Source organism: Raoultella sp. T31 (assembly GCF_002806725.1).
Classification (GTDB): domain Bacteria; phylum Pseudomonadota; class Gammaproteobacteria; order Enterobacterales; family Enterobacteriaceae; genus Klebsiella; species Klebsiella electrica.
The window spans coordinates 40,614-58,476 of record NZ_PIBO01000001.1; the positions used below are offsets into that span (position 1 = coordinate 40,614).

Consider the following 17,863-nt stretch of genomic DNA (forward strand, 5'->3'; position numbering starts at 1 on the left):
AAGAAACTTTCCGTAGGGCATTTTTTTGGCTTTTAAAGTGACGATAAAACCCGGTAATATGTATGAGATAAGCTATCCGTAGCGTTGTCCCTAATTCTGGAGATTATTCCTTTGATCAACGTCCTTCTTGTTGATGACCACGAGCTAGTGCGCGCAGGGATACGACGCATTCTGGAAGATATAAAAGGGATTAAAGTTGTCGGTGAGTCCTGCTGCGGCGAGGATGCCGTGAAATGGTGTCGCGCCAATTCCGTTGATGTTGTTCTGATGGACATGAACATGCCGGGGATTGGCGGTCTGGAAGCCACGCGCAAGATTGCGCGTTCCATTGTCGACACCAAAGTGATTATGCTCACCGTGCATACTGAGAACCCGCTGCCGGCAAAAGTGATGCAGGCTGGCGCCGCAGGCTATCTGAGTAAAGGTGCTGCGCCGCAGGAAGTGGTGAATGCCATTCGCTGCGTGGCGTCCGGCCAACGCTATATTGCTTCCGATATCGCCCAGCAAATGGCGCTTAGTCAGATTGAACCGGAAAAGACCGAATCGCCTTTTGCCAGTTTGTCTGAACGCGAATTGCAGATTATGCTGATGATCACCAGGGGTCAGAAGGTGAATGAGATCTCAGAGCAGTTAAACCTGAGCCCCAAAACCGTGAACAGCTATCGCTACCGGATGTTCAGTAAATTAAACATCCACGGTGACGTCGAGTTGACCCACCTGGCCATTCGTCATGGTCTGTGCAATGCGGAGTCGTTAGCAAGTCAGTGAGTGATGTTTTTGACGCAAAAGCTTTCCTGAAAACGGTAACCAGCCAGCCGGGCGTCTATCGCATGTATGATGCTGGCGGTACCGTCATCTATGTTGGTAAAGCAAAAGATCTGAAAAAAAGGCTGAGCAGCTATTTTCGGAGCAACCTGGCTTCGCGTAAAACCGAAGCGCTGGTGGCACTGATTGCGCAAATCGACGTGACCGTAACCCATACGGAAACGGAAGCGCTGCTGCTGGAGCACAACTACATCAAGCTGTACCAGCCGCGTTATAACGTGCTGCTGCGCGATGACAAATCCTATCCCTTTATTTTCCTTAGCGGCGATACCCACCCGCGCCTGGCCATGCACCGCGGTGCGAAACACGCCAGGGGCGAGTATTTCGGCCCTTTCCCGAATGGTTATGCGGTTCGCGAGACGCTTGCGCTGCTGCAAAAAATTTTCCCTGTGCGCCAGTGCGAGAATAGCGTGTACCGTAACCGGTCGCGTCCGTGCCTGCAGTATCAGATTGGTCGCTGCCTGGGACCCTGTGTGTCAGGGCTGGTGAGCGAAGAGGAGTACGCGCAGCAGGTGGAATATGTGCGGCTGTTCCTCGCGGGCAAAGATGATCAGGTGCTGACGCAGCTAATTGCCCGGATGGAGAAAGCCAGCCAGGCGCTGGAGTTTGAAGAGGCCGCGCGCATTCGCGATCAGATTCAGGCCGTACGCCGGGTGACCGAGAAACAGTTCGTCTCGAATACCGGCGATGACCTCGACGTTATCGGCGTCGCCTTTGATGCGGGCATGGCCTGCGTCCACGTGCTGTTTATCCGTCAGGGGAAAGTCCTCGGCAGCCGCAGCTATTTCCCGAAAGTGCCCGGCGGTACGGAACTCGGCGAAGTGGTGGAAACGTTTGTTGGCCAGTTCTACCTGCAGGGCAGCCAGATGCGTACCCTGCCGGGAGAGATTCTGCTCGATTTTAATCTTGGCGATAAAACCTTGCTGGCGGATTCGCTCTCCGAACTGGCGGGGCGTCGGGTGAACGTCCAGACGAAACCGCGCGGCGACCGCGCTCGCTATCTGAAGCTGGCGCGAACCAATGCGGCAACGGCGCTGACGACCCGGCTTTCCCAGCAGTCGACTATCCAGCAACGTCTACAGGCCCTGGCTACCGTACTTAAACTGCCGGCCGTTAAACGCATGGAATGCTTTGATATCAGCCATACTATGGGTGAACAAACGGTGGCTTCCTGTGTGGTGTTCGACAGTAACGGGCCGCTGCGCGCCGAGTATCGACGCTACAATATTACCGGCATTACGCCGGGTGATGATTATGCGGCGATGAATCAGGTTCTGCGCCGCCGCTACGGTAAGGCGATAGAAGAGAACAAGATTCCTGACGTTATCCTGATAGACGGCGGTAAAGGCCAGCTTGGGCAGGCGAAAAGCGTTTTTGCCGGGCTGGATGTGCCATGGGATAAACAGCATCCTCTCTTATTGGGGGTGGCAAAAGGTAGCGATCGTAAAGCCGGGCTGGAAACGTTATTCTTCGAACCAGAAGGCGAGGGGTTTAACCTGCCGCCTGATTCACCTGCGCTGCACGTTATTCAACATATTCGCGATGAATCCCACGATCATGCCATTGCCGGGCATCGTAAAAAACGGGCAAAAGTGAAAAGCACCAGTTCACTGGAGACTATCGAAGGGGTAGGGCCGAAACGCCGCCAGATGCTGCTGAAGTATATGGGCGGGCTGCAAGGGTTACAGCAGGCCAGCGTCGAGGAGATAGCCAAAGTACCGGGGATATCTCACGGTCTGGCAGAAAAGATCTTCTACTCGTTGAAACATTAGGGGCTCTGTAGCAACATAGGGCTAATTTTTACTTCTAACAGATAGTTACCTGTCACTATGCAATTTAATATCCCTACATTGCTTACTCTGTTTCGCGTCATCCTGATACCGTTCTTTGTGCTGGCGTTTTATCTGCCTTTCGTCTGGGCGCCTTTTGCCTGCGCCCTGATCTTTTTTATCGCTGCCGTTACCGACTGGTTTGATGGTTATCTGGCCCGCCGCTGGAATCAGAGCACGCGTTTCGGCGCCTTTCTTGACCCGGTTGCCGATAAAGTGATGGTGGCGATTGCGATGGTGCTGGTGGTTGAGCACTATCATACCTGGTGGGTAACCCTGCCGGCGGCGACCATGATCGCTCGTGAAATTATTATTTCTGCGCTGCGTGAGTGGATGGCCGAACTGGGTAAACGCAGCAGCGTGGCGGTATCCTGGATCGGGAAAGTCAAAACGACCGCGCAGATGACGGCGCTGGTGTGGATGTTGTGGCGGCCAAACGCGTGGGTCGAGTGGGCCGGAATTGCCCTGTTCCTCGTGGCGGCGGTGCTGACGCTGTGGTCTATGCTGCAGTATTTGAACGCCGCGCGTGGAGATTTGCTTGAACAGTGATCGTTTCGCCGCAAATTTCAGCAAACGACACAGGGATTTAAAAAATATCGTTGACTCATTTCGCCAGGTAAGTAGAATGCATCGCATCGAACGGCAGCACAGCTTGCCAGACGATAACAAAATCAAGTGATTAGCAAATTTGCTTGGTGATGCGGGAATAGCTCAGTTGGTAGAGCACGACCTTGCCAAGGTCGGGGTCGCGAGTTCGAGTCTCGTTTCCCGCTCCAGATTAAAAACATCGGCAGCTGCGGGTGTTTAAGCATTAAGGCGCGTTAGCAAAGCGGTTATGTAGCGGATTGCAAATCCGTCTAGTCCGGTTCGACTCCGGAACGCGCCTCCAATTTACATCCCGAGCCCGGATGGTGGAATCGGTAGACACAAGGGATTTAAAATCCCTCGGCCATAGGCTGTACGAGTTCAAGTCTCGTTCCGGGTACCATTGGGATAAAAGCAGAATAATCAAAGCAATAAGCAGTGTCGTGAAACCACCTACGGGTGGTTTTTTCATTTCTGAAATCTCCGTTTCCGAATATGCGTCCGAAGATGTTTTTTCCGCGAACGCATAGCCATTCATTTTTTCTGACCGCCGACAACCGGCACAATTTTAGTTTTCCTGTCGTAAATCGCCGTTTGTCTTGAGTTCTTATGTCCTGAAATAGCCTGTTTCTCCTCGAGGCTTCCTTCCAGATCAGAGACACCTTTCGCCTTCAGGTCGTGGAAAGTGAAGTCTATCTGCAGGTGTGGGTTCTTTTCCTGCGCTGCAATTTTCGCGTCGCGCCAGCGGGAGTTAAAACCGTCTCGGGTGTATTTGCTGCCACTGGTCTGGTGAATGACAAACAGGCTACGGATGCCAGGCTTTAACGGCAGGGAGCGGGCGAGGGAGACAGCTGCGCGCAGGCGCGGCGACCATGCTTTGATTTGCTTCACGCCTGTTTTGCCCTAGCGGATAAAGATCCCGGTTTCCCGTATCTGGTCTTCAGTCAAAGCCAGCACATCGCTTTGTCTGGCCAGACACAAATAAGCGATTTCCATGGTGGCGCGAACTACGTCCGGAGCAACATCGTAAAAGGGGAAGGCCCTGACGCAGGCGATCGAGCTGTCAATGAGCACGCCTTATATTGACTTCCACTACAACGGCAGCAGTGCGGATTATACCGCTCGCCTTATCCACGACAGGCAGAACCGCCTGAACGCGCAGGTACAAAGTTTTTGGGTAACGGACGGGAGGATCACGGCATCATCTACCATGCCAGCCAACCCGGCAACCGGAATGCAACTGACCTCCAATCCTGTCAGATCCATGATGCAGGGGCGCGGGGCTTACGGTGATGTGGACGGTGCTTACGTGCAGATGTACATGGAGGAGCAGGTAGGCACTGAGCACCGGCTGGTGCTGTACGCAGATGGCTTCGGACGCACTGATGCATGGATTTTCCGGGCTGGCGGCACCATCTCCACCGGAAAAGGTGACGTCATGACCACCGGATCAGACGTGCGATTGAAAGAGGGTTTCACGGAAGCTCCTCAAAATGCACTACAGCGTGTTGAAAGGTTAGGGGGGTGCGAGTATCAGATGAAAGGAGAAAACCGTCGACGCCGTGGATTTATCGCGCAGCAGGCTGATACTGTGGACTCAACTTACACCTTTATGGGACGCGAGCAGGAGATCGATGGGGAAAAGTTTCAGGTAATGAACGTGGACTATGTAGCCATCATTGCTGATCTTGTGTCATCAGTGCAGGAGTTAACAAAACAAGTGCATGCTTTGAACAAGTTATTTCGGACAAAGCAATGATAATTATGGGGACGTCTATAGAAAATGGAATTGGGGTAGTATGATTAGAACTAGAGATAAACCATCTTATTAGGTCGATAATGGTGATCTTACGGCATGCAACGGACATAACAGGAACCATATCATATCGTTAATGAACTAAATGTAATGTGTCTTGAGCGTATTTAGGCTACTGGCCGGAGAATAACTCGATACGTACATGCCACCAGAGCGACAGCCAGCATCAGTGCCAAGCATTCGTTTAATGCAATTTTAGTGGTAACGCTAGTCATTCCTGCCTGACTTGCTAGCAGGAAACACATATTCCCGTCTAATGCTGGTGCTGCTGTTTTCTTCCAACATCTTAGAATGCCGCCTAACAGAAAAAATGGGATTATTGTCACCACCGTCACGATTGTATTGGTTAGATAAGGTTGAATGCTAATACGGTAAACAAAGGCCAGCATGACGCCGCAGATGACACCAAATAACATTTTCAACGCCATATCATAGGGATTCTGTAGGCTTGCGAGTGCCATGGTGAAGATACATACTCCGAGAGTTACAAGTTCTCCTGTTTTCCAGCTACTCAAATGAAAAACACATGCACATATCAAAGTGCCTGTGCTAGCCATCGCGGCGAAGCAGAGTGCTTGTTTTGGCGAGCCAGGATCCGCGTATGCTTTGGTATCTTGCCATTTCAATAGTCCCTTATACCAAACAGTATCTTTTTCGTTAAGAGTGAAACGACTGGTAATTAGCGTTACAACAATGACACCAATAAATGTGCATTCAATACGCGATAAGGCGAGTGCCCAAGCGTGCTGCTTAAAAAACAGCGCAGGAATCAAAATAATGACTATCGTAACCGCGGTCATTTGTGGTGCATAACCTTTAGCACCATGACTGGTGCGCATAAGAAAAATGGTGACGAAGATCGTTATGAATAATATTGAAATTAATATCCATGGGTGAATGGTTATTTTCAAAATGGCAAGACCAATTACGGCACCTACTAACGTTCCGGTTATACGATAAAATCCTCTCTGATACATAAGTCCGCGTGTTTGCTGAGAAATAACCCACACGGGCATAGCTGCCCAGTATGCGTTTTCGACACCGAATAGTACAGCAATTGAAAAAGATAACCAAGCTGCAATAACCAGGCGTAACCCATAAAAAATATTTGTATTCATTTCATTTTCTGGCAAGTTTTTTCATTTTAAAAAATTATACGCAGTTATCGTATGTCTCATAGCAATAGTCTGCTTGAATCGAATACCCAGCAACTCTCTAAGTTGCAGAGTTTCATTAAGCCGTTTTACAACGTAGGTAATATCAGTCATTAATTGTAAAAAAACTGATAATGAGATAATGGTATTTTTTCGAACTATGCAGCATAATAGACTCCCCCCTTTCCCATGTTGAGATGATCCATATCAGCACCAAACAGCAGGGAAAGCTGAAGAATAATGTATTGTTCATAAAGTACGCTATTAATTGACCATTTATTCATGCACTTACCCTGATGTTAGTAATTTTTTTGTCAGACATTTTCGTCTTTTTGGGGGATGATTTCGTCGTCCCCGAAAATAGGCTGTCCTTTTTGGTGTACCGGGCGTAAGGAATTACGATTAAAAATCAGGCGCGTAACATCATTACGTGAATAGTGACCGACTGCATCCCCTGATATTTTTGCCATGGTAATATCATCCAAATTGATGTCTGCATAAAGAATGCCTTCCTCATCTTCGGACAGTGGTGTTGCAAGGGAAGCACCATCGGGACCATAAATCCGTGCAAATCCTCCACCAGATTTAAGTAGGTTGTGGTGGCTATCTGTCGTACATAAAGTATCAACCGTTTCTTTGGGAGTTATAGCGCAAGGTGCAATAACAAAGCACTGGCCCTCTACCGCATAGGTTCTTGAAACGGCTATATTAACTTCACCGCTGATTGCAGGGGTTACTTCATTGTAAAGAGAAAAACTTGGCCATGCGCCAACGTGAATTTGCTCATGCTGACTGTACATGGCAAATTTAGTTAAAGGCTGTATATGTTCCCAGCAGCAAAGTGCCCCAAGCTTTCCAAGCGCAGTATCATGTACTGCTATATCTCCACCATCACCTTCACCAAAGACAAGTCGCTCGGCTAACGTTGGCTTAAGTTTACGGCGGGTAGCAATGGTTTTGCCTGTTTCATCAATAATTGCTTGTGACATATAGAGACTGCCGCCATCTTTCTCAGTAAAGCCCATCACCAAGTGAATTTTATGTTGGGCCGCGGCATGTTCCAGACGCATGTACTGCTCGCTCCCCACAATCAGAGCCTGTTTGTGATAATTTTTCATGAACTGCATTGCCCACGCAGGGGAGCCTAACCAGACAAACCATGGATAACCGGGAAGGAAGTTTTCTGGGAATGCTACGAGTCGGGCACCGTTAGCAGCAGCAGCAGCTATTATATCGATGGCTTTGTCGATGCTTGCATCAAGGTTCATGTATACAGGTGCTGCTTGTACGCATGCTACGCGGTAAGATGGAGAATGGGATACGGATATCATTGTTAGTTCCTCGAATGGATGATGTTTCCACTATGATTGAACAAATTTCATTAAAGGAATGAACTGAGTTTATTGCAGGTATTTGTTTATTTTCCAAGTAAGATAGCTTTTACTTATGATGGAATCTGGAAATGATATCGTTGCACTTTTCTCTTTGGTAGAAAAAATAAGTGGTCACCTCCCGGTGAACAGTGCCAAACTAAACTGAAGTATCTTTCAAAAAGTAAGTAAAACAAAAATAGGTGTATATACATTAGTTCTTACTTCACTATTCTATTAAGGACGCTAAATCATCAATGTATTATGAATTTAAACCTCTGACAGATGGATAACCAATATGCACAATTGTGCTGACCAAAGAGATTATTTTAAACAAAGCATCCATCGTCATGAATGAATGCTTACATTCTTAATGTTGTTCAGATATTTATTGGGTGGTGTCACCGCTAGATGTAAAATAACAAAGGTAACCGCAGTTGGTTCAGCATACACGAGCCCTGCTGAACCTGATTTTCAATAACGGATATCTGCTGCGGTTAGAAATCGATCTTCGTCTGTAATCCAACAACCCATGCATTAGGAACTGTGTTCACAGCGCCTGGAGAATGGTAATACTGAATATTAGGTTGCAGCGTCAGCCAGCCCGTTGCTTTGATGCGATAGAAAAGTTCAGTAGATAATTCACCACTACCGGGAGGCAGATACAACGGGTTGGACGAATCAGAGATCCCCGCTAACTCATTGGCCAGAGAACGATTATTCGACCAGCGGTCATTGATTTTTATATAAGTTGAAGCAAGGGCAATAATATCATCGGGACGACTTTCAAACAGCCCGGTATAATACACTCCGGCGCCGTAAGCGTATTGCAGTACCGAGGTATCCTTATCGTTCATTTCTCCGTTAATATAGACTTTCAGACCTTGCTTGCTGTCTCCACCCGGCCCAGTCAGTTGCTGATCAAGGTACACCCACGCTGCGCGCTTGTTGTTGTGTTGTTTGAATCCAGCGGTCGGATTAAGCGCCTGTGCTCCACCGTTTACGCCCTGATAAACATCATCAGAAGTGACGTTGCTATAGAAAGCACCAATAAAATAATTACCAGCCAGTTTTCTATCCCCCCAATGAGGCCTCCATCCTAATAATATCGGATAAATTTCGCCTCTCCCGCCAGAAAAAGTAAGAGACATACCCTTACTGTTTTTCGTTAATTCAGGATTTTGCTGGAAAACACCTGCACGTAAGTAGACTTCCGGCGAAATATTCATGGTCAGATGCACCCCCCAGGAGCCAATTGGCCAGCCATACCAGATAGGGCTGATACCCGGAACCGTCCCACTGTTAAGCAGCGATTGAAATTCCGGATAGCTTGGGAAAAAGTCAGCCGTCGGCGTCATTTTACCAGCGGTAAACTGGAATAGCCTATCGGCAATTCCCTGCGTATAAGTCAGGCGTGTGATGCGGTTTACTGAACCATAGCCCCAAACCTCCTGACTGAGGTTGGGGAGAGTTCCAGAGCGAGGATCGCTCGTACGCTCAATGGTATTAAGACGATGATTATTTCGATTTGTCAGAATAAAGTTAAACTGACCATCAACATCTGTCATTTTACTTAAATCGTAGTTAAAAAGCGCCATGGTTTGGTCGGAGGTACCAACATCAGAAGAACTATCATACCCCCCGACAACATTGACAGCCGTTTCATTGAGATATTGTAGAGCGAAATTAAAACCAAGCTGACTGAGCTCGGTACGGGTTCCACTCCAATCGCCAAATGCCCAAGGGGAATCAGAATCAAAGGCACCATGTGACATTGCATTCGCAGAAAAACACCCCGTGACAACAAATAAACCAGCCAACACTTTATTTTGATTCATCATAACTACCCCAGGAATATAAATTGTTATTGTCATCGCTTTCATCACGCGAAAGAGCTGGGTAATTATTACAGGCAGTTAATACTATCAACTGGACTGGATTTACCGATAGAATTACGCCTGCTTCTCACTCACACGTTTGCCCACATATGAGGCATAGCATTCTGTGATTAGCATCACATTGGTGCACTACTTGTTACTCTTCTGACTCCCTTTACAAGTAGAATGCACGTTGTGACGATCAGATGTCTGGGATTACTGGGCGATTTAACCAATACTACTGTCACTAATAAAGAGGCATCAGTTTTGCATTAGCAGAGAATACATATATTGTTTCAGGTTGAGGAGAAAGCATGCTGATCAGTACCCAATCATTACCGCAATTACAGCGCTATGACTTCTGGCACCAAATAGTGTGCGAACGATTCGTCACACTTGACTTAGGAGTAGAAAAGTCATCATCATGCAAGAATATAGAAGCTCAACTCTCCCACGATCGTATCTCTGATATAGATATAATGAAACTGAGTGCCAGCAGACATTCCGTATCGAGAAACAGTCGTCAGATTCGCCTTGATCGACGAGATGAAGAATACTTTCTTTTCAGCCTTCAGCTTAGCGGCTCGGGTTATCTTGAGCAGGATGATCGTACAGAGCGACTTCAGCCCGGTGATTTCATTCTCTTTGACAGTATTCGTCCTTACAATATGGGTTTCAACGAGGATTTTGAAAAGCTGGTGCTACGCATACCACGGATGCTACTCAAGCAATATATCGCTGCCCCAGAAAGGCTTTGTGCTTACAAAATGTCAGGACAGAATGCAATTGGGCAAATACTTACCCAGTTTCTCACGTCTTTAAGTCATCTACCCTCTTTGCCAGAAGCGGCGCAAACTGGTGTATCTAAAGCCATTATGGATATGGTATCTGGTGCGCTACTAAGTATGCCGCAAAATAATCATTCTCAATTGACGACAGTCAAGTCTTATCATCTGAAAAGAATAAAGAAATTCATTGAAATGAATATTGCAGAATCTGAACTTTCGGTCTCTAGCATTGCGGTAGCAATGAATATGTCTGTTAGCTCACTGTATCGTATATTTGAAGCGGAAGGGATGCCTCTTGCCCAATATATCTGGATAAAACGGTTAGAATTCTGCTGCCGCGATCTGGAAAACAGTGCATTGAAGAATAAGCCTATCTCGCAAATCGCATTCGAATGGGGCTTCACTCACTGTACCCATTTCAGCAGAGCCTTCAAGAAACAGTATGGATTGTCGCCTAAAGCCTATCGCGAACGCGCACTGAATTGTCAGTAAAAGACCACCTTAAACGTCAACTGGCCCAGAGAGATGAGGAGTTGGCCATTCTCCAAAAGACAGCCACCGCCTGAAGTGAAGTACGGTTTATACAACAGTGTCAGGCGGCGTTCTCCGTGGGTGGCGGAAGAACAAGCCAGAAAAGGTCGGCCTCAGTTTGGAGGCCTTTGGTCAGTTCAGCTGCAAGGGCCTTAAGTTTCTTCTCGTCCATAATTTGCCTGTCTCCGTTACTGGAGTGAACATATCAAAAACAGGCAATTACACAATTTTAATTACAGTCTCCCAGTAGCGCCTCTTATCAGAGGCACTACTGCTGCAACTTCAATCCCCAATGTACCACAGCAAGAAGAATGTTTAGTTATGAATCCTTAAGTGATGCGCCATTAGACTCTATAACTTTTTTATACCAAAAAAATGATTTTTTCCTTGTTCTTTCCAGCGAACCATTTCCATCATCGTTGCGGTCAACATAAATAAATCCATACCGTTTGCTTAACTGCGCTGTTGAGGCACTAACAAGGTCAATGCATCCCCAAGAAGTATATCCTAACACTGGCACACCATCACTGATTGCTTCTGCAACCTGCACAAGATGTTTAGACATATAATCTATTCTGTAATCATCATTAACCGTTTTGCTTCCATTTTCATCAAATGTTAATTGATCTTTAGCTCCAACTCCATTTTCAACAATGAATAACGGCTTTTGATACCTGTCATATAAACGATTAAGTGCATATCGTAACCCTTGTGGATCAATTTGCCAGCCCCATTCACTTTGTTTTAAATGTGGGTTTGGCACGCCACCTATCAGATTCCCCAGACCAGGTGCAATACTTTTATCAGCAGTTTCACACGAACTCATATAATAACTAAAAGAAACAAAATCGACAGTATTCATAAGAATATCTATGTCTTCTTTTTCAAAATTAACTTTTATATTGTTATCTGCAAAATATCTCATCATATAACCTGGATACCGCCCCCTAACCTGTACATCGCCAAAAAAATCATTCAGATGTTCAGCTTTCATAGTAGCAATAACATCATCGGGATGCGGTGTAAGCGGGTAACTCGGCATGCTAAGTAACATACAACCGAACTTAGCTTCGGGCATGATTGCTCGGCCAATTTTTATTGCCAGTGCACTTGCTATTAGCTCATGATGTACAGCCTGGTAAAGAGTCTGGTTTGCAAGGTCTTCTTTAGGGGTTAAAATTCCTCCGCTCATAAAAGGCTCATGAAGCACTGAATTTATTTCATTGAAAGTAAGCCAGTACTTAACTTTCCCTTTGTATCTCTCAAACAAAGTTGTCGCATATTTTTCAAAGAAACCAATAAGTTCTCTACTAGCCCAGCCATTATACTTTTTCGCAAGATTTAATGGTGTCTCATAATGGGACATAGTCACCATCGGCTCTATTCCATACCTTTGACATTCATTGAATAAATTATCATAGAAACACAACCCCTCTTCATTTGGGGTCTGATCATCACCATTAGGAAATATACGACTCCAGGCAATTGATGTTCTAAATACCTTAAAACCCATCTCAGAAAAAAGTTTAATATCTTCTTTATATCTGTGATAAAAATCAATTCCGACTAGTTTTAGGTTATCTGCCGTTGGTCCATTAGTTCTTGGCCCTACGACCCCTTTTGGCATAACATCCTGAATACTTAAACCTTTTCCGCCAAAATCAAATGCTCCCTCGGCTTGATTAGCAGATATCGCTCCGCCCCATAAGAAATCTTTCGGGAAGTTCATCTTATGCCTCCTTTTTCAAGGATATAATTGCATCAGAAATAGTTGTGATGTTTTTTTCAGATAATTCAAAATACGAGTAGTCATCTGAATTAGTAATGACTACAGGAGTGATAATATCAAACCCCTCTTCTACAACACTATTTAAATCAAACTCAATCATAAGGTCTCCCTGTGATATCTTGTCACCCTCTTTGATATAACTTTTAAAATATTTACCGCCTAATGTTACTGTTTCGAGCCCAATATGAATCAAAAGCTCGACACCACGGTCGGATACTAGCCCTACAGCATGCATTGAGGGAAGTAACGATGCGATCGTACCATCAAATGGCGCATAAACCTTTCCCTCTGCCGGGAGTATCGCCACACCTTGACCAATAACTCCTGAAGAAAATGTTACATCATTTATTGTTTCAAGTTTTATGACTTTCCCATTAAGTGGGGAATTAATTATTAATGGCTCTTCCTCAGTTGCAGGTTCTGATACTGGTTCATTTGACGTGTTTTTATTATTTTTAACAAATTCACTCTGGCTTACAGGATCATTGAATCCCAACAACCACGTAAATGTGATTGACATAATGATCGTTAACACAACTGCAATACATGCAAACAATAAATTATTACTATTAATCTGACTAATGAAAATGGGTAATGAAACCAGTGCAGGACTACTGAATGCAAATGCTGAAAGTTTTACTGCTCCAATAAAAAACCCAGTAAGTCCGGCAGACACACAAGCGGCGATCATCGGTTTTTTCAACGGTAGATTAACACCATACATACATGGTTCCGTAAGACCGGAGACAATTGCAGTTAAACCCGACGCAAAGGAAGTCTGCTTCAATTTAGTGTCTTTTGATTTCAACCAAACGCCAATACATGCCGCGCCTTGAGACATATTTGAGACAAGCATAGCAGGTAGAATTAGCGTATCACCATGTTCTCCTGCAAGAGCAGCAATAAATAAAGGTGCCAGTGCCCAATGCATTCCAGTCATCACAATAAACGGCATTAATGCACATAATACTACCATGGTAACAATGTAAAATTTATTCTGAACTAAGCCAACTAAATCTGCGAATGCGGTTCCCATTACCGAACCTATTGGCCCCAGAATAAGAAATGCAACAGGTGCAGATATTAATAATACAAGCGCCGGATTAAGAAATGCTTTAGATATAGATGGTGCGATTTTGTCAACTGCTTTTTCGACATAAGACATCATCCAGGCTATCAATATAGCTGGGATTACTGTCGACGAATAATGCGTTGAAATTACCTTAATACCAAGGAATGTATTACCTTCATTATTAATTAGTTTCACAAAATCCGGATGTAATAACAATCCGATAACAGCGACCACCAGCATTGGATTTGCGCCAAATTTTTTGGCAGCGGAGAAAGCGATCAATGTTGGCATAAAATAAAATGCCGCATCACTAATGACAAGAAGATATTGCAGAGTACTTAAATCTTTTGAAAAATAGAATCCCAGAAGAAGATACAAAATTTTAAGCATCCCCGCACCGACTAGGACAGGAATAACTGGGATCATACAAGAAGATAAAACATCAACCAGGAATGAAAATACATTCTTCCTGTTTTTTTTATCTTCCTGTTTTTCCAAACCCTCCCCAAGACTACGTTCATGGGACATTAGCGATTTATAAAAATTAGCAACATTTTTACCCACGATAATCTGATATTGTCCAGCTTGTCTGACTACACCTGCTACGCCCTCAATACATTTTACTTCTTCATCCTTGACTAAAGATTCATCAACCAGAACAAATCGTAACCTGGTCATACAATGCATGACACTACTTATATTGTTTCTACCACCGAGTCTTTCTATTAATCTAACTGCAGAATCATCAAAGGACATAATTACCCCAGGTTTCGTTATTGGCATTAGTCTAGATGCTCACGTTTACTCAATAAAAGGTGAGTTGGCACGAATGACATCCAAATTAATGGTATGTCCCTTATCCAAGATGAAGTTTTTACAGAGCATTCATTCTCAGCTTCAACATCTTGTGTCAGTCACAGGATGTTAAGAGTGGATAAGGTCCCATTCATTTTAAGTTTTCCCGGTTTACAACAGATTTCTCTGAAGGATACTCAGGGGAGAAACCAGCGTCTATCTTCCTTAAAACAAGAGAAGGGTATGTACTTTACGTCTCGTCGTTTTTGCTCATATTTCTGACTTGCTGTTTTCGTGCGTGGCCCCCCGCGACAGTAGACAAATCCTGTTCTCACAATGAGGAGAGATGCGGACGAATTCCTTGACTCTCAGGAGTCACTTTATGCATTCATACTGTAAGTATCCCTGCAAAACGAACCATCAATTTTTAGAGGACCTCTGGGGCTCCAGATCTTAGCAGTCATTCATCGGGACTAATATGATCATGTAAATAGGATTCTGTAACTAAGCATCTACAGCGCTTGTTATGACTAACGTGCTGTAATTATAGGACCAAAACATTCATAATTAAGCAACGTGAATTTGTGTAACTATTTGATAATTATGAATAATTTTATTTATGTTTGTTATGAAAATCGGTTATATATCTTTGATTATGAGGTAAAAAGCGCACGATTTAAAATCCCTCGGCCATAGGCTGTACGAGTTCAAGTCTCGTTCCGGGTACCATTGGGATAAAAGCAGAATAATCAAAGCAATAAGCAGTGTCGTGAAACCACCTACGGGTGGTTTTTTCATTTCTGAAACCTCCCCCTGTCTCATATTTGTCGCATCGGACGGTCCACCGACTGGCGCAACGAGCGCCATTATTTGCTCATCACGGGCTGTCTCCCGCTGACGTCATAGCGGGACAATTTTACGCCGGGCGAAAATCCCGGTGAGCCATCCGCTTAAGCTGATATCATCAACGCCTCTGTTCCTCGAAAAAGGTATTCCTATGCTGCATTCTGGCCTGCCGGAGAAGCGCAGAATCTTCATCGGCGATATCCACGGTCAGTACCGCAAGCTCTGCGCACTGCTGGAACACCTTGATACTCTGTACCAACGGGATGATCGTATACTGATCTTTGTCGGCGATCTGATTGATAATCAGCCTGGGGCGCAGATCAACCACCTGGCGGTGCTGGAGCGGGTGAGGGCGGAAGTGGCGTCGGGGCATGCGATATGTCTGATGGGCAATCATGAATTTAACGCCGTTGGCTGGGCAATGCGCCATCCGCTCAGCGCTCAGCCGTTGCGGCCGCATTCGCAGAATAATCGCCGTCAGCATCAGGCGTTTCTGGCCGATGTCGTCGAAGACACGCCTTTGCATAATTTCTGGATCGACTGGTTTAAAACGCTGCCGCTGTTTGTTGATTATGGCGATATTCGGGCGGTACATGCCTGTTGGGAAGAGCAGACCATGACCCGCCTGCGGCCGTGGCTGGATGAACAGAATCGATTGAAACCCGAAAGCTGGGTCGATGCTTTTGATAAACAGCATCCGCTGTTTCGGATGATCGAGACCGTGCTTAAAGGACCGGAGCTGCCATTACCTGCGGGTTTTAGTTTCGTCGATAAGACGGGCGTTGAGCGCCGCCATATTCGTGTACGCTGGTGGCGGGATGATGCAAAAACCTATCGTCAGATAGCCCAGGTTCAGCCGGAAATGGTTAGCCGGATTCCGGATATACCCCTTTCACGGACCCTTCTCGACAGAACAGATGCTCCGGTGGTGATCGGTCACTACACCTTATCCGGCGAACCTCACACCTTGAGCGATCGTGTTGTCTGCGTCGATTACAACGCGGCAAAAGCCGATAACCCGCTTTGCGCCTGGATTCAGGAACCGGGCCGGCTACCCGCGGTGGTTGGGACGTTTGTCCGCGAGCCCGCCTTCCGCCGCTGTGCCGGTTAACAGCGGTATTCAGCGTTCCCTCCCATTTTTCTCAGGCGCGGCACGGTCAAACTGCGGTAAAATAGCGCTCCGGTTCGCCGGAATACTATCCTTTGGGAACGGAATGCCGTTATGGCAATAAAAATAATTTAAATGAGGGATCTTATGGCTACATTGCTTGAAAGCTACGGTGATTGCTTGCGCAAATACGCCACTTTTCGCGGGCGTTCGGCGCGCAAGGAGTATGTGGTTTTTACCGTCGCCAACTTTGTGCTTTCGGCCGTACTGGGATTGATTCCGATCGTGGGTGGCCTGTTTAGTCTGATAATCATTATCCCCGGTATCGCGGTTGCGGTGCGTCGTCTGCACGATTTGAACAAATCAGGCTGGTGGCTGCTGTCACCGTATGCTCTTCTGCTGGTTGGCTTGATCGGTATTATCGCCACCGTTGAAAGCGGCGAGGCGGCTGTCTGGGTATGGATAGCGGCGGCGGGAGGCATAGCGGCGCTGGCGCTGTCTGTCTGGCTACTGTTTGCCCGCGGCACCGACGGAGTGAACCGCTATGGCGACATCCAGCAAGAGAGCGAATACAGCTCGCTGCCCGGCAGAGCGCGCCGCTCTCTTCCGCCGATGATGTCCGGGAACGCCTCGCACAGGCGAAAAAAATGTTTGCTGACGGAACCATCACCGAGAGCGAATACGAAACGATGCGCGCCAGCATCATTAAAGACATTTAACGCTTGCTGAATACGCTGCCGGGTAGTTTTCTCCCGGCATTTCCGCTACTGTATGCGCCATTTTTCTACCACGACGAGCCCGTTTATGAAAACCGGACCCCTGAACGAAAGCGAACTTGAATGGCTGGACGAGATCCTGTCGAAATACGCCGCCGAGGGCGCCATCCTTGATGTCTCAGAGCTTGACGGCCTGCTGACGGCCATTCTCTCCGGCCCGAAAGATATTGAACCGGCTCAATGGCTGCTGGCCATCTGGGGCGGAGCGGACAATGTGCCGCGCTGGGCGAATGACCGCGAGCGTGACCACTTCGTTAACCTGACTCTGCAGCACATGAGTGATGTTGCCGAGCGTCTGGACGAATATCCCGATCAGTTTGAACCGCTGTTTGGAACCCGCGAAGAGGAAGGTCAGGAGCTGACGATTGTTGAGGAGTGGTGCTTCGGCTACATGCGTGGCGTCACTCTCGGGAACTGGCCTGCACTGCCAGAAGAGCCGCGGAGGGCGCTGGACAGCATTGCTTTACACGGCACGGAAGCGCAGTTCACGGCGGTTGAGGCACTCTCTGTCGATGAGTTTATCGCCAGCGTGGACCGTATCCGCCCGGCAGCGCTCTCGTTGTACCAATACTGGACCGAGCATGCTGAGCCGGACGTCGTGCCGCAACCGATCCGCAATGAAGTCAAGGTCGGGCGTAACGATCCCTGTCCCTGTGGCAGCGGTAAAAAATATAAGCAGTGTTGTTTAGCGAAATAACAAAG

At 46.6% G+C, this 17,863-nt stretch carries 13 protein-coding genes, 3 tRNA genes and 3 pseudogenes; 12 read left to right on the plus strand and 7 right to left on the minus strand.

The annotated features are described in order from the left end of the window. Positions 1-111: 111 nt before the first annotated feature. From uvrY to CWM52_RS00250, 6 genes are all read left to right on the plus strand, one after another. On the plus strand, positions 112-768 hold the full coding sequence (gene uvrY, locus CWM52_RS00225) for a UvrY/SirA/GacA family response regulator transcription factor (RefSeq protein ID WP_032686893.1): 657 nt from the start codon (positions 112-114) through the stop codon (positions 766-768). After that, a complete protein-coding gene (gene uvrC, locus CWM52_RS00230) occupies positions 765-2,597 on the plus strand; it encodes an excinuclease ABC subunit UvrC (protein ID WP_100682264.1) in 1,833 nt (610 codons plus the stop codon). The genes uvrY and uvrC overlap by 4 nt, the downstream gene beginning before the upstream one ends. A 57-nt stretch (positions 2,598-2,654) precedes the next feature. Continuing rightward, entirely contained in the window at positions 2,655-3,203 is a 549-nt protein-coding gene (gene pgsA, locus CWM52_RS00235) for a CDP-diacylglycerol--glycerol-3-phosphate 3-phosphatidyltransferase (protein ID WP_100682265.1), read from the plus strand. Between the two features lie 151 nt (positions 3,204-3,354). Then, positions 3,355-3,430, plus strand: a tRNA-Gly gene (locus CWM52_RS00240). Between the two features lie 39 nt (positions 3,431-3,469). Continuing rightward, positions 3,470-3,543, plus strand: a tRNA-Cys gene (locus CWM52_RS00245). A gap of 13 nt (positions 3,544-3,556) precedes the next feature. Next, a tRNA-Leu gene (locus CWM52_RS00250) sits at positions 3,557-3,642 on the plus strand. 131 nt (positions 3,643-3,773) lie between these two features. Here CWM52_RS00250 and CWM52_RS00255 read toward each other — a convergent pair. Further along, a pseudogene (locus tag CWM52_RS00255) lies at positions 3,774-4,268 on the minus strand (tyrosine-type recombinase/integrase); the annotation flags it as partial. A gap of 1 nt (position 4,269) precedes the next feature. On the opposite strand from CWM52_RS00255, the pseudogene CWM52_RS00260 reads away from it, so the two are divergent. After that, positions 4,270-4,998, plus strand: a pseudogene (locus CWM52_RS00260) (tail fiber domain-containing protein); the annotation flags it as partial. A gap of 164 nt (positions 4,999-5,162) precedes the next feature. On the opposite strand, the gene CWM52_RS00265 reads toward CWM52_RS00260, so the two are convergent. The 4 genes from CWM52_RS00265 to CWM52_RS00275 all read right to left on the minus strand — a co-directional run bounded on the left by CWM52_RS00265 (position 5,163) and on the right by CWM52_RS00275 (position 9,420). Beyond that, entirely contained in the window at positions 5,163-6,173 is a 1,011-nt protein-coding gene (locus CWM52_RS00265; RefSeq protein ID WP_100682266.1) for an FUSC family protein, read from the minus strand. Positions 6,174-6,367: 194 nt separating this feature from the next. Next, on the minus strand, positions 6,368-6,493 hold the full coding sequence (locus CWM52_RS26970) for a hypothetical protein (protein WP_255410852.1): 126 nt from the start codon (positions 6,491-6,493) through the stop codon (positions 6,368-6,370). A 30-nt stretch (positions 6,494-6,523) separates the two neighbouring features. Next, positions 6,524-7,540: a carbon-nitrogen hydrolase family protein gene (locus tag CWM52_RS00270; RefSeq protein ID WP_100682267.1), complete on the minus strand. Its 1,017-nt coding sequence runs from the start codon at positions 7,538-7,540 to the stop codon at positions 6,524-6,526. A gap of 536 nt (positions 7,541-8,076) precedes the next feature. Continuing rightward, entirely contained in the window at positions 8,077-9,420 is a 1,344-nt protein-coding gene (locus CWM52_RS00275; RefSeq protein ID WP_206057656.1) for a carbohydrate porin, read from the minus strand. 350 nt (positions 9,421-9,770) lie between these two features. Between CWM52_RS00275 and feaR the strand changes: the two genes are divergently transcribed. Further along, entirely contained in the window at positions 9,771-10,736 is a 966-nt protein-coding gene (gene feaR, locus CWM52_RS00280; protein ID WP_100682269.1) for a transcriptional regulator FeaR, read from the plus strand. A gap of 358 nt (positions 10,737-11,094) precedes the next feature. On the opposite strand, the gene CWM52_RS00285 is transcribed toward feaR, so the two are convergent. Beyond that, positions 11,095-12,504: a glycoside hydrolase family 1 protein gene (locus tag CWM52_RS00285; RefSeq protein WP_100682270.1), complete on the minus strand. Its 1,410-nt coding sequence runs from the start codon at positions 12,502-12,504 to the stop codon at positions 11,095-11,097. Between the two features lies 1 nt (position 12,505). Further along, positions 12,506-14,392, minus strand: a complete 1,887-nt coding sequence (locus tag CWM52_RS00290) for a beta-glucoside-specific PTS transporter subunit IIABC (RefSeq protein WP_100682271.1) — start codon at positions 14,390-14,392, stop codon at positions 12,506-12,508. Between the two features lie 1,036 nt (positions 14,393-15,428). Here CWM52_RS00290 and CWM52_RS00300 point away from each other — a divergent pair. The 4 genes and pseudogenes from CWM52_RS00300 to CWM52_RS00310 all read left to right on the plus strand — a co-directional run bounded on the left by CWM52_RS00300 (position 15,429) and on the right by CWM52_RS00310 (position 17,858). Beyond that, complete coding sequence (locus CWM52_RS00300; protein ID WP_100682273.1) at positions 15,429-16,388, plus strand: metallophosphoesterase; 960 nt, start codon at positions 15,429-15,431, stop codon at positions 16,386-16,388. A gap of 144 nt (positions 16,389-16,532) precedes the next feature. Further along, positions 16,533-16,877, plus strand: a pseudogene (locus tag CWM52_RS27040) (DUF805 domain-containing protein); the annotation flags it as partial. Positions 16,878-17,032: 155 nt separating this feature from the next. After that, positions 17,033-17,104, plus strand: coding sequence for a hypothetical protein (locus CWM52_RS27045; RefSeq protein ID WP_416308781.1), 72 nt, complete (start codon positions 17,033-17,035; stop codon positions 17,102-17,104). A gap of 85 nt (positions 17,105-17,189) precedes the next feature. Then, positions 17,190-17,858 carry a YecA family protein gene (locus CWM52_RS00310; RefSeq protein ID WP_100682465.1) on the plus strand — a complete coding sequence of 223 codons (669 nt, stop codon included), beginning with the start codon at positions 17,190-17,192 and terminating at the stop codon, positions 17,856-17,858. Positions 17,859-17,863 lie beyond the last annotated feature (5 nt).

Bases quoted from the DNA above. Each gene is read 5' to 3' on its own strand.
- CWM52_RS00265 (WP_100682266.1), bottom strand. From the start codon at position 6,173: ATGAATACAAATATTTTTTATGGGTTACGCCTGGTTATTGCAGCTTGG.
- feaR (WP_100682269.1), top strand. From the start codon at position 9,771: ATGCTGATCAGTACCCAATCATTACCGCAATTACAGCGCTATGACTTC.
- CWM52_RS00275 (WP_206057656.1), bottom strand. From the start codon at position 9,420: ATGATGAATCAAAATAAAGTGTTGGCTGGTTTATTTGTTGTCACGGGG.
- CWM52_RS00290 (WP_100682271.1), bottom strand. From the start codon at position 14,392: ATGTCCTTTGATGATTCTGCAGTTAGATTAATAGAAAGACTCGGTGGT.
- CWM52_RS00300 (WP_100682273.1), top strand. From the start codon at position 15,429: ATGCTGCATTCTGGCCTGCCGGAGAAGCGCAGAATCTTCATCGGCGAT.
- CWM52_RS26970 (WP_255410852.1), bottom strand. From the start codon at position 6,493: ATGAATAAATGGTCAATTAATAGCGTACTTTATGAACAATACATTATT.
- CWM52_RS00270 (WP_100682267.1), bottom strand. From the start codon at position 7,540: ATGATATCCGTATCCCATTCTCCATCTTACCGCGTAGCATGCGTACAA.
- pgsA (WP_100682265.1), top strand. From the start codon at position 2,655: ATGCAATTTAATATCCCTACATTGCTTACTCTGTTTCGCGTCATCCTG.
- CWM52_RS00310 (WP_100682465.1), top strand. From the start codon at position 17,190: ATGAAAACCGGACCCCTGAACGAAAGCGAACTTGAATGGCTGGACGAG.
- CWM52_RS00285 (WP_100682270.1), bottom strand. From the start codon at position 12,504: ATGAACTTCCCGAAAGATTTCTTATGGGGCGGAGCGATATCTGCTAAT.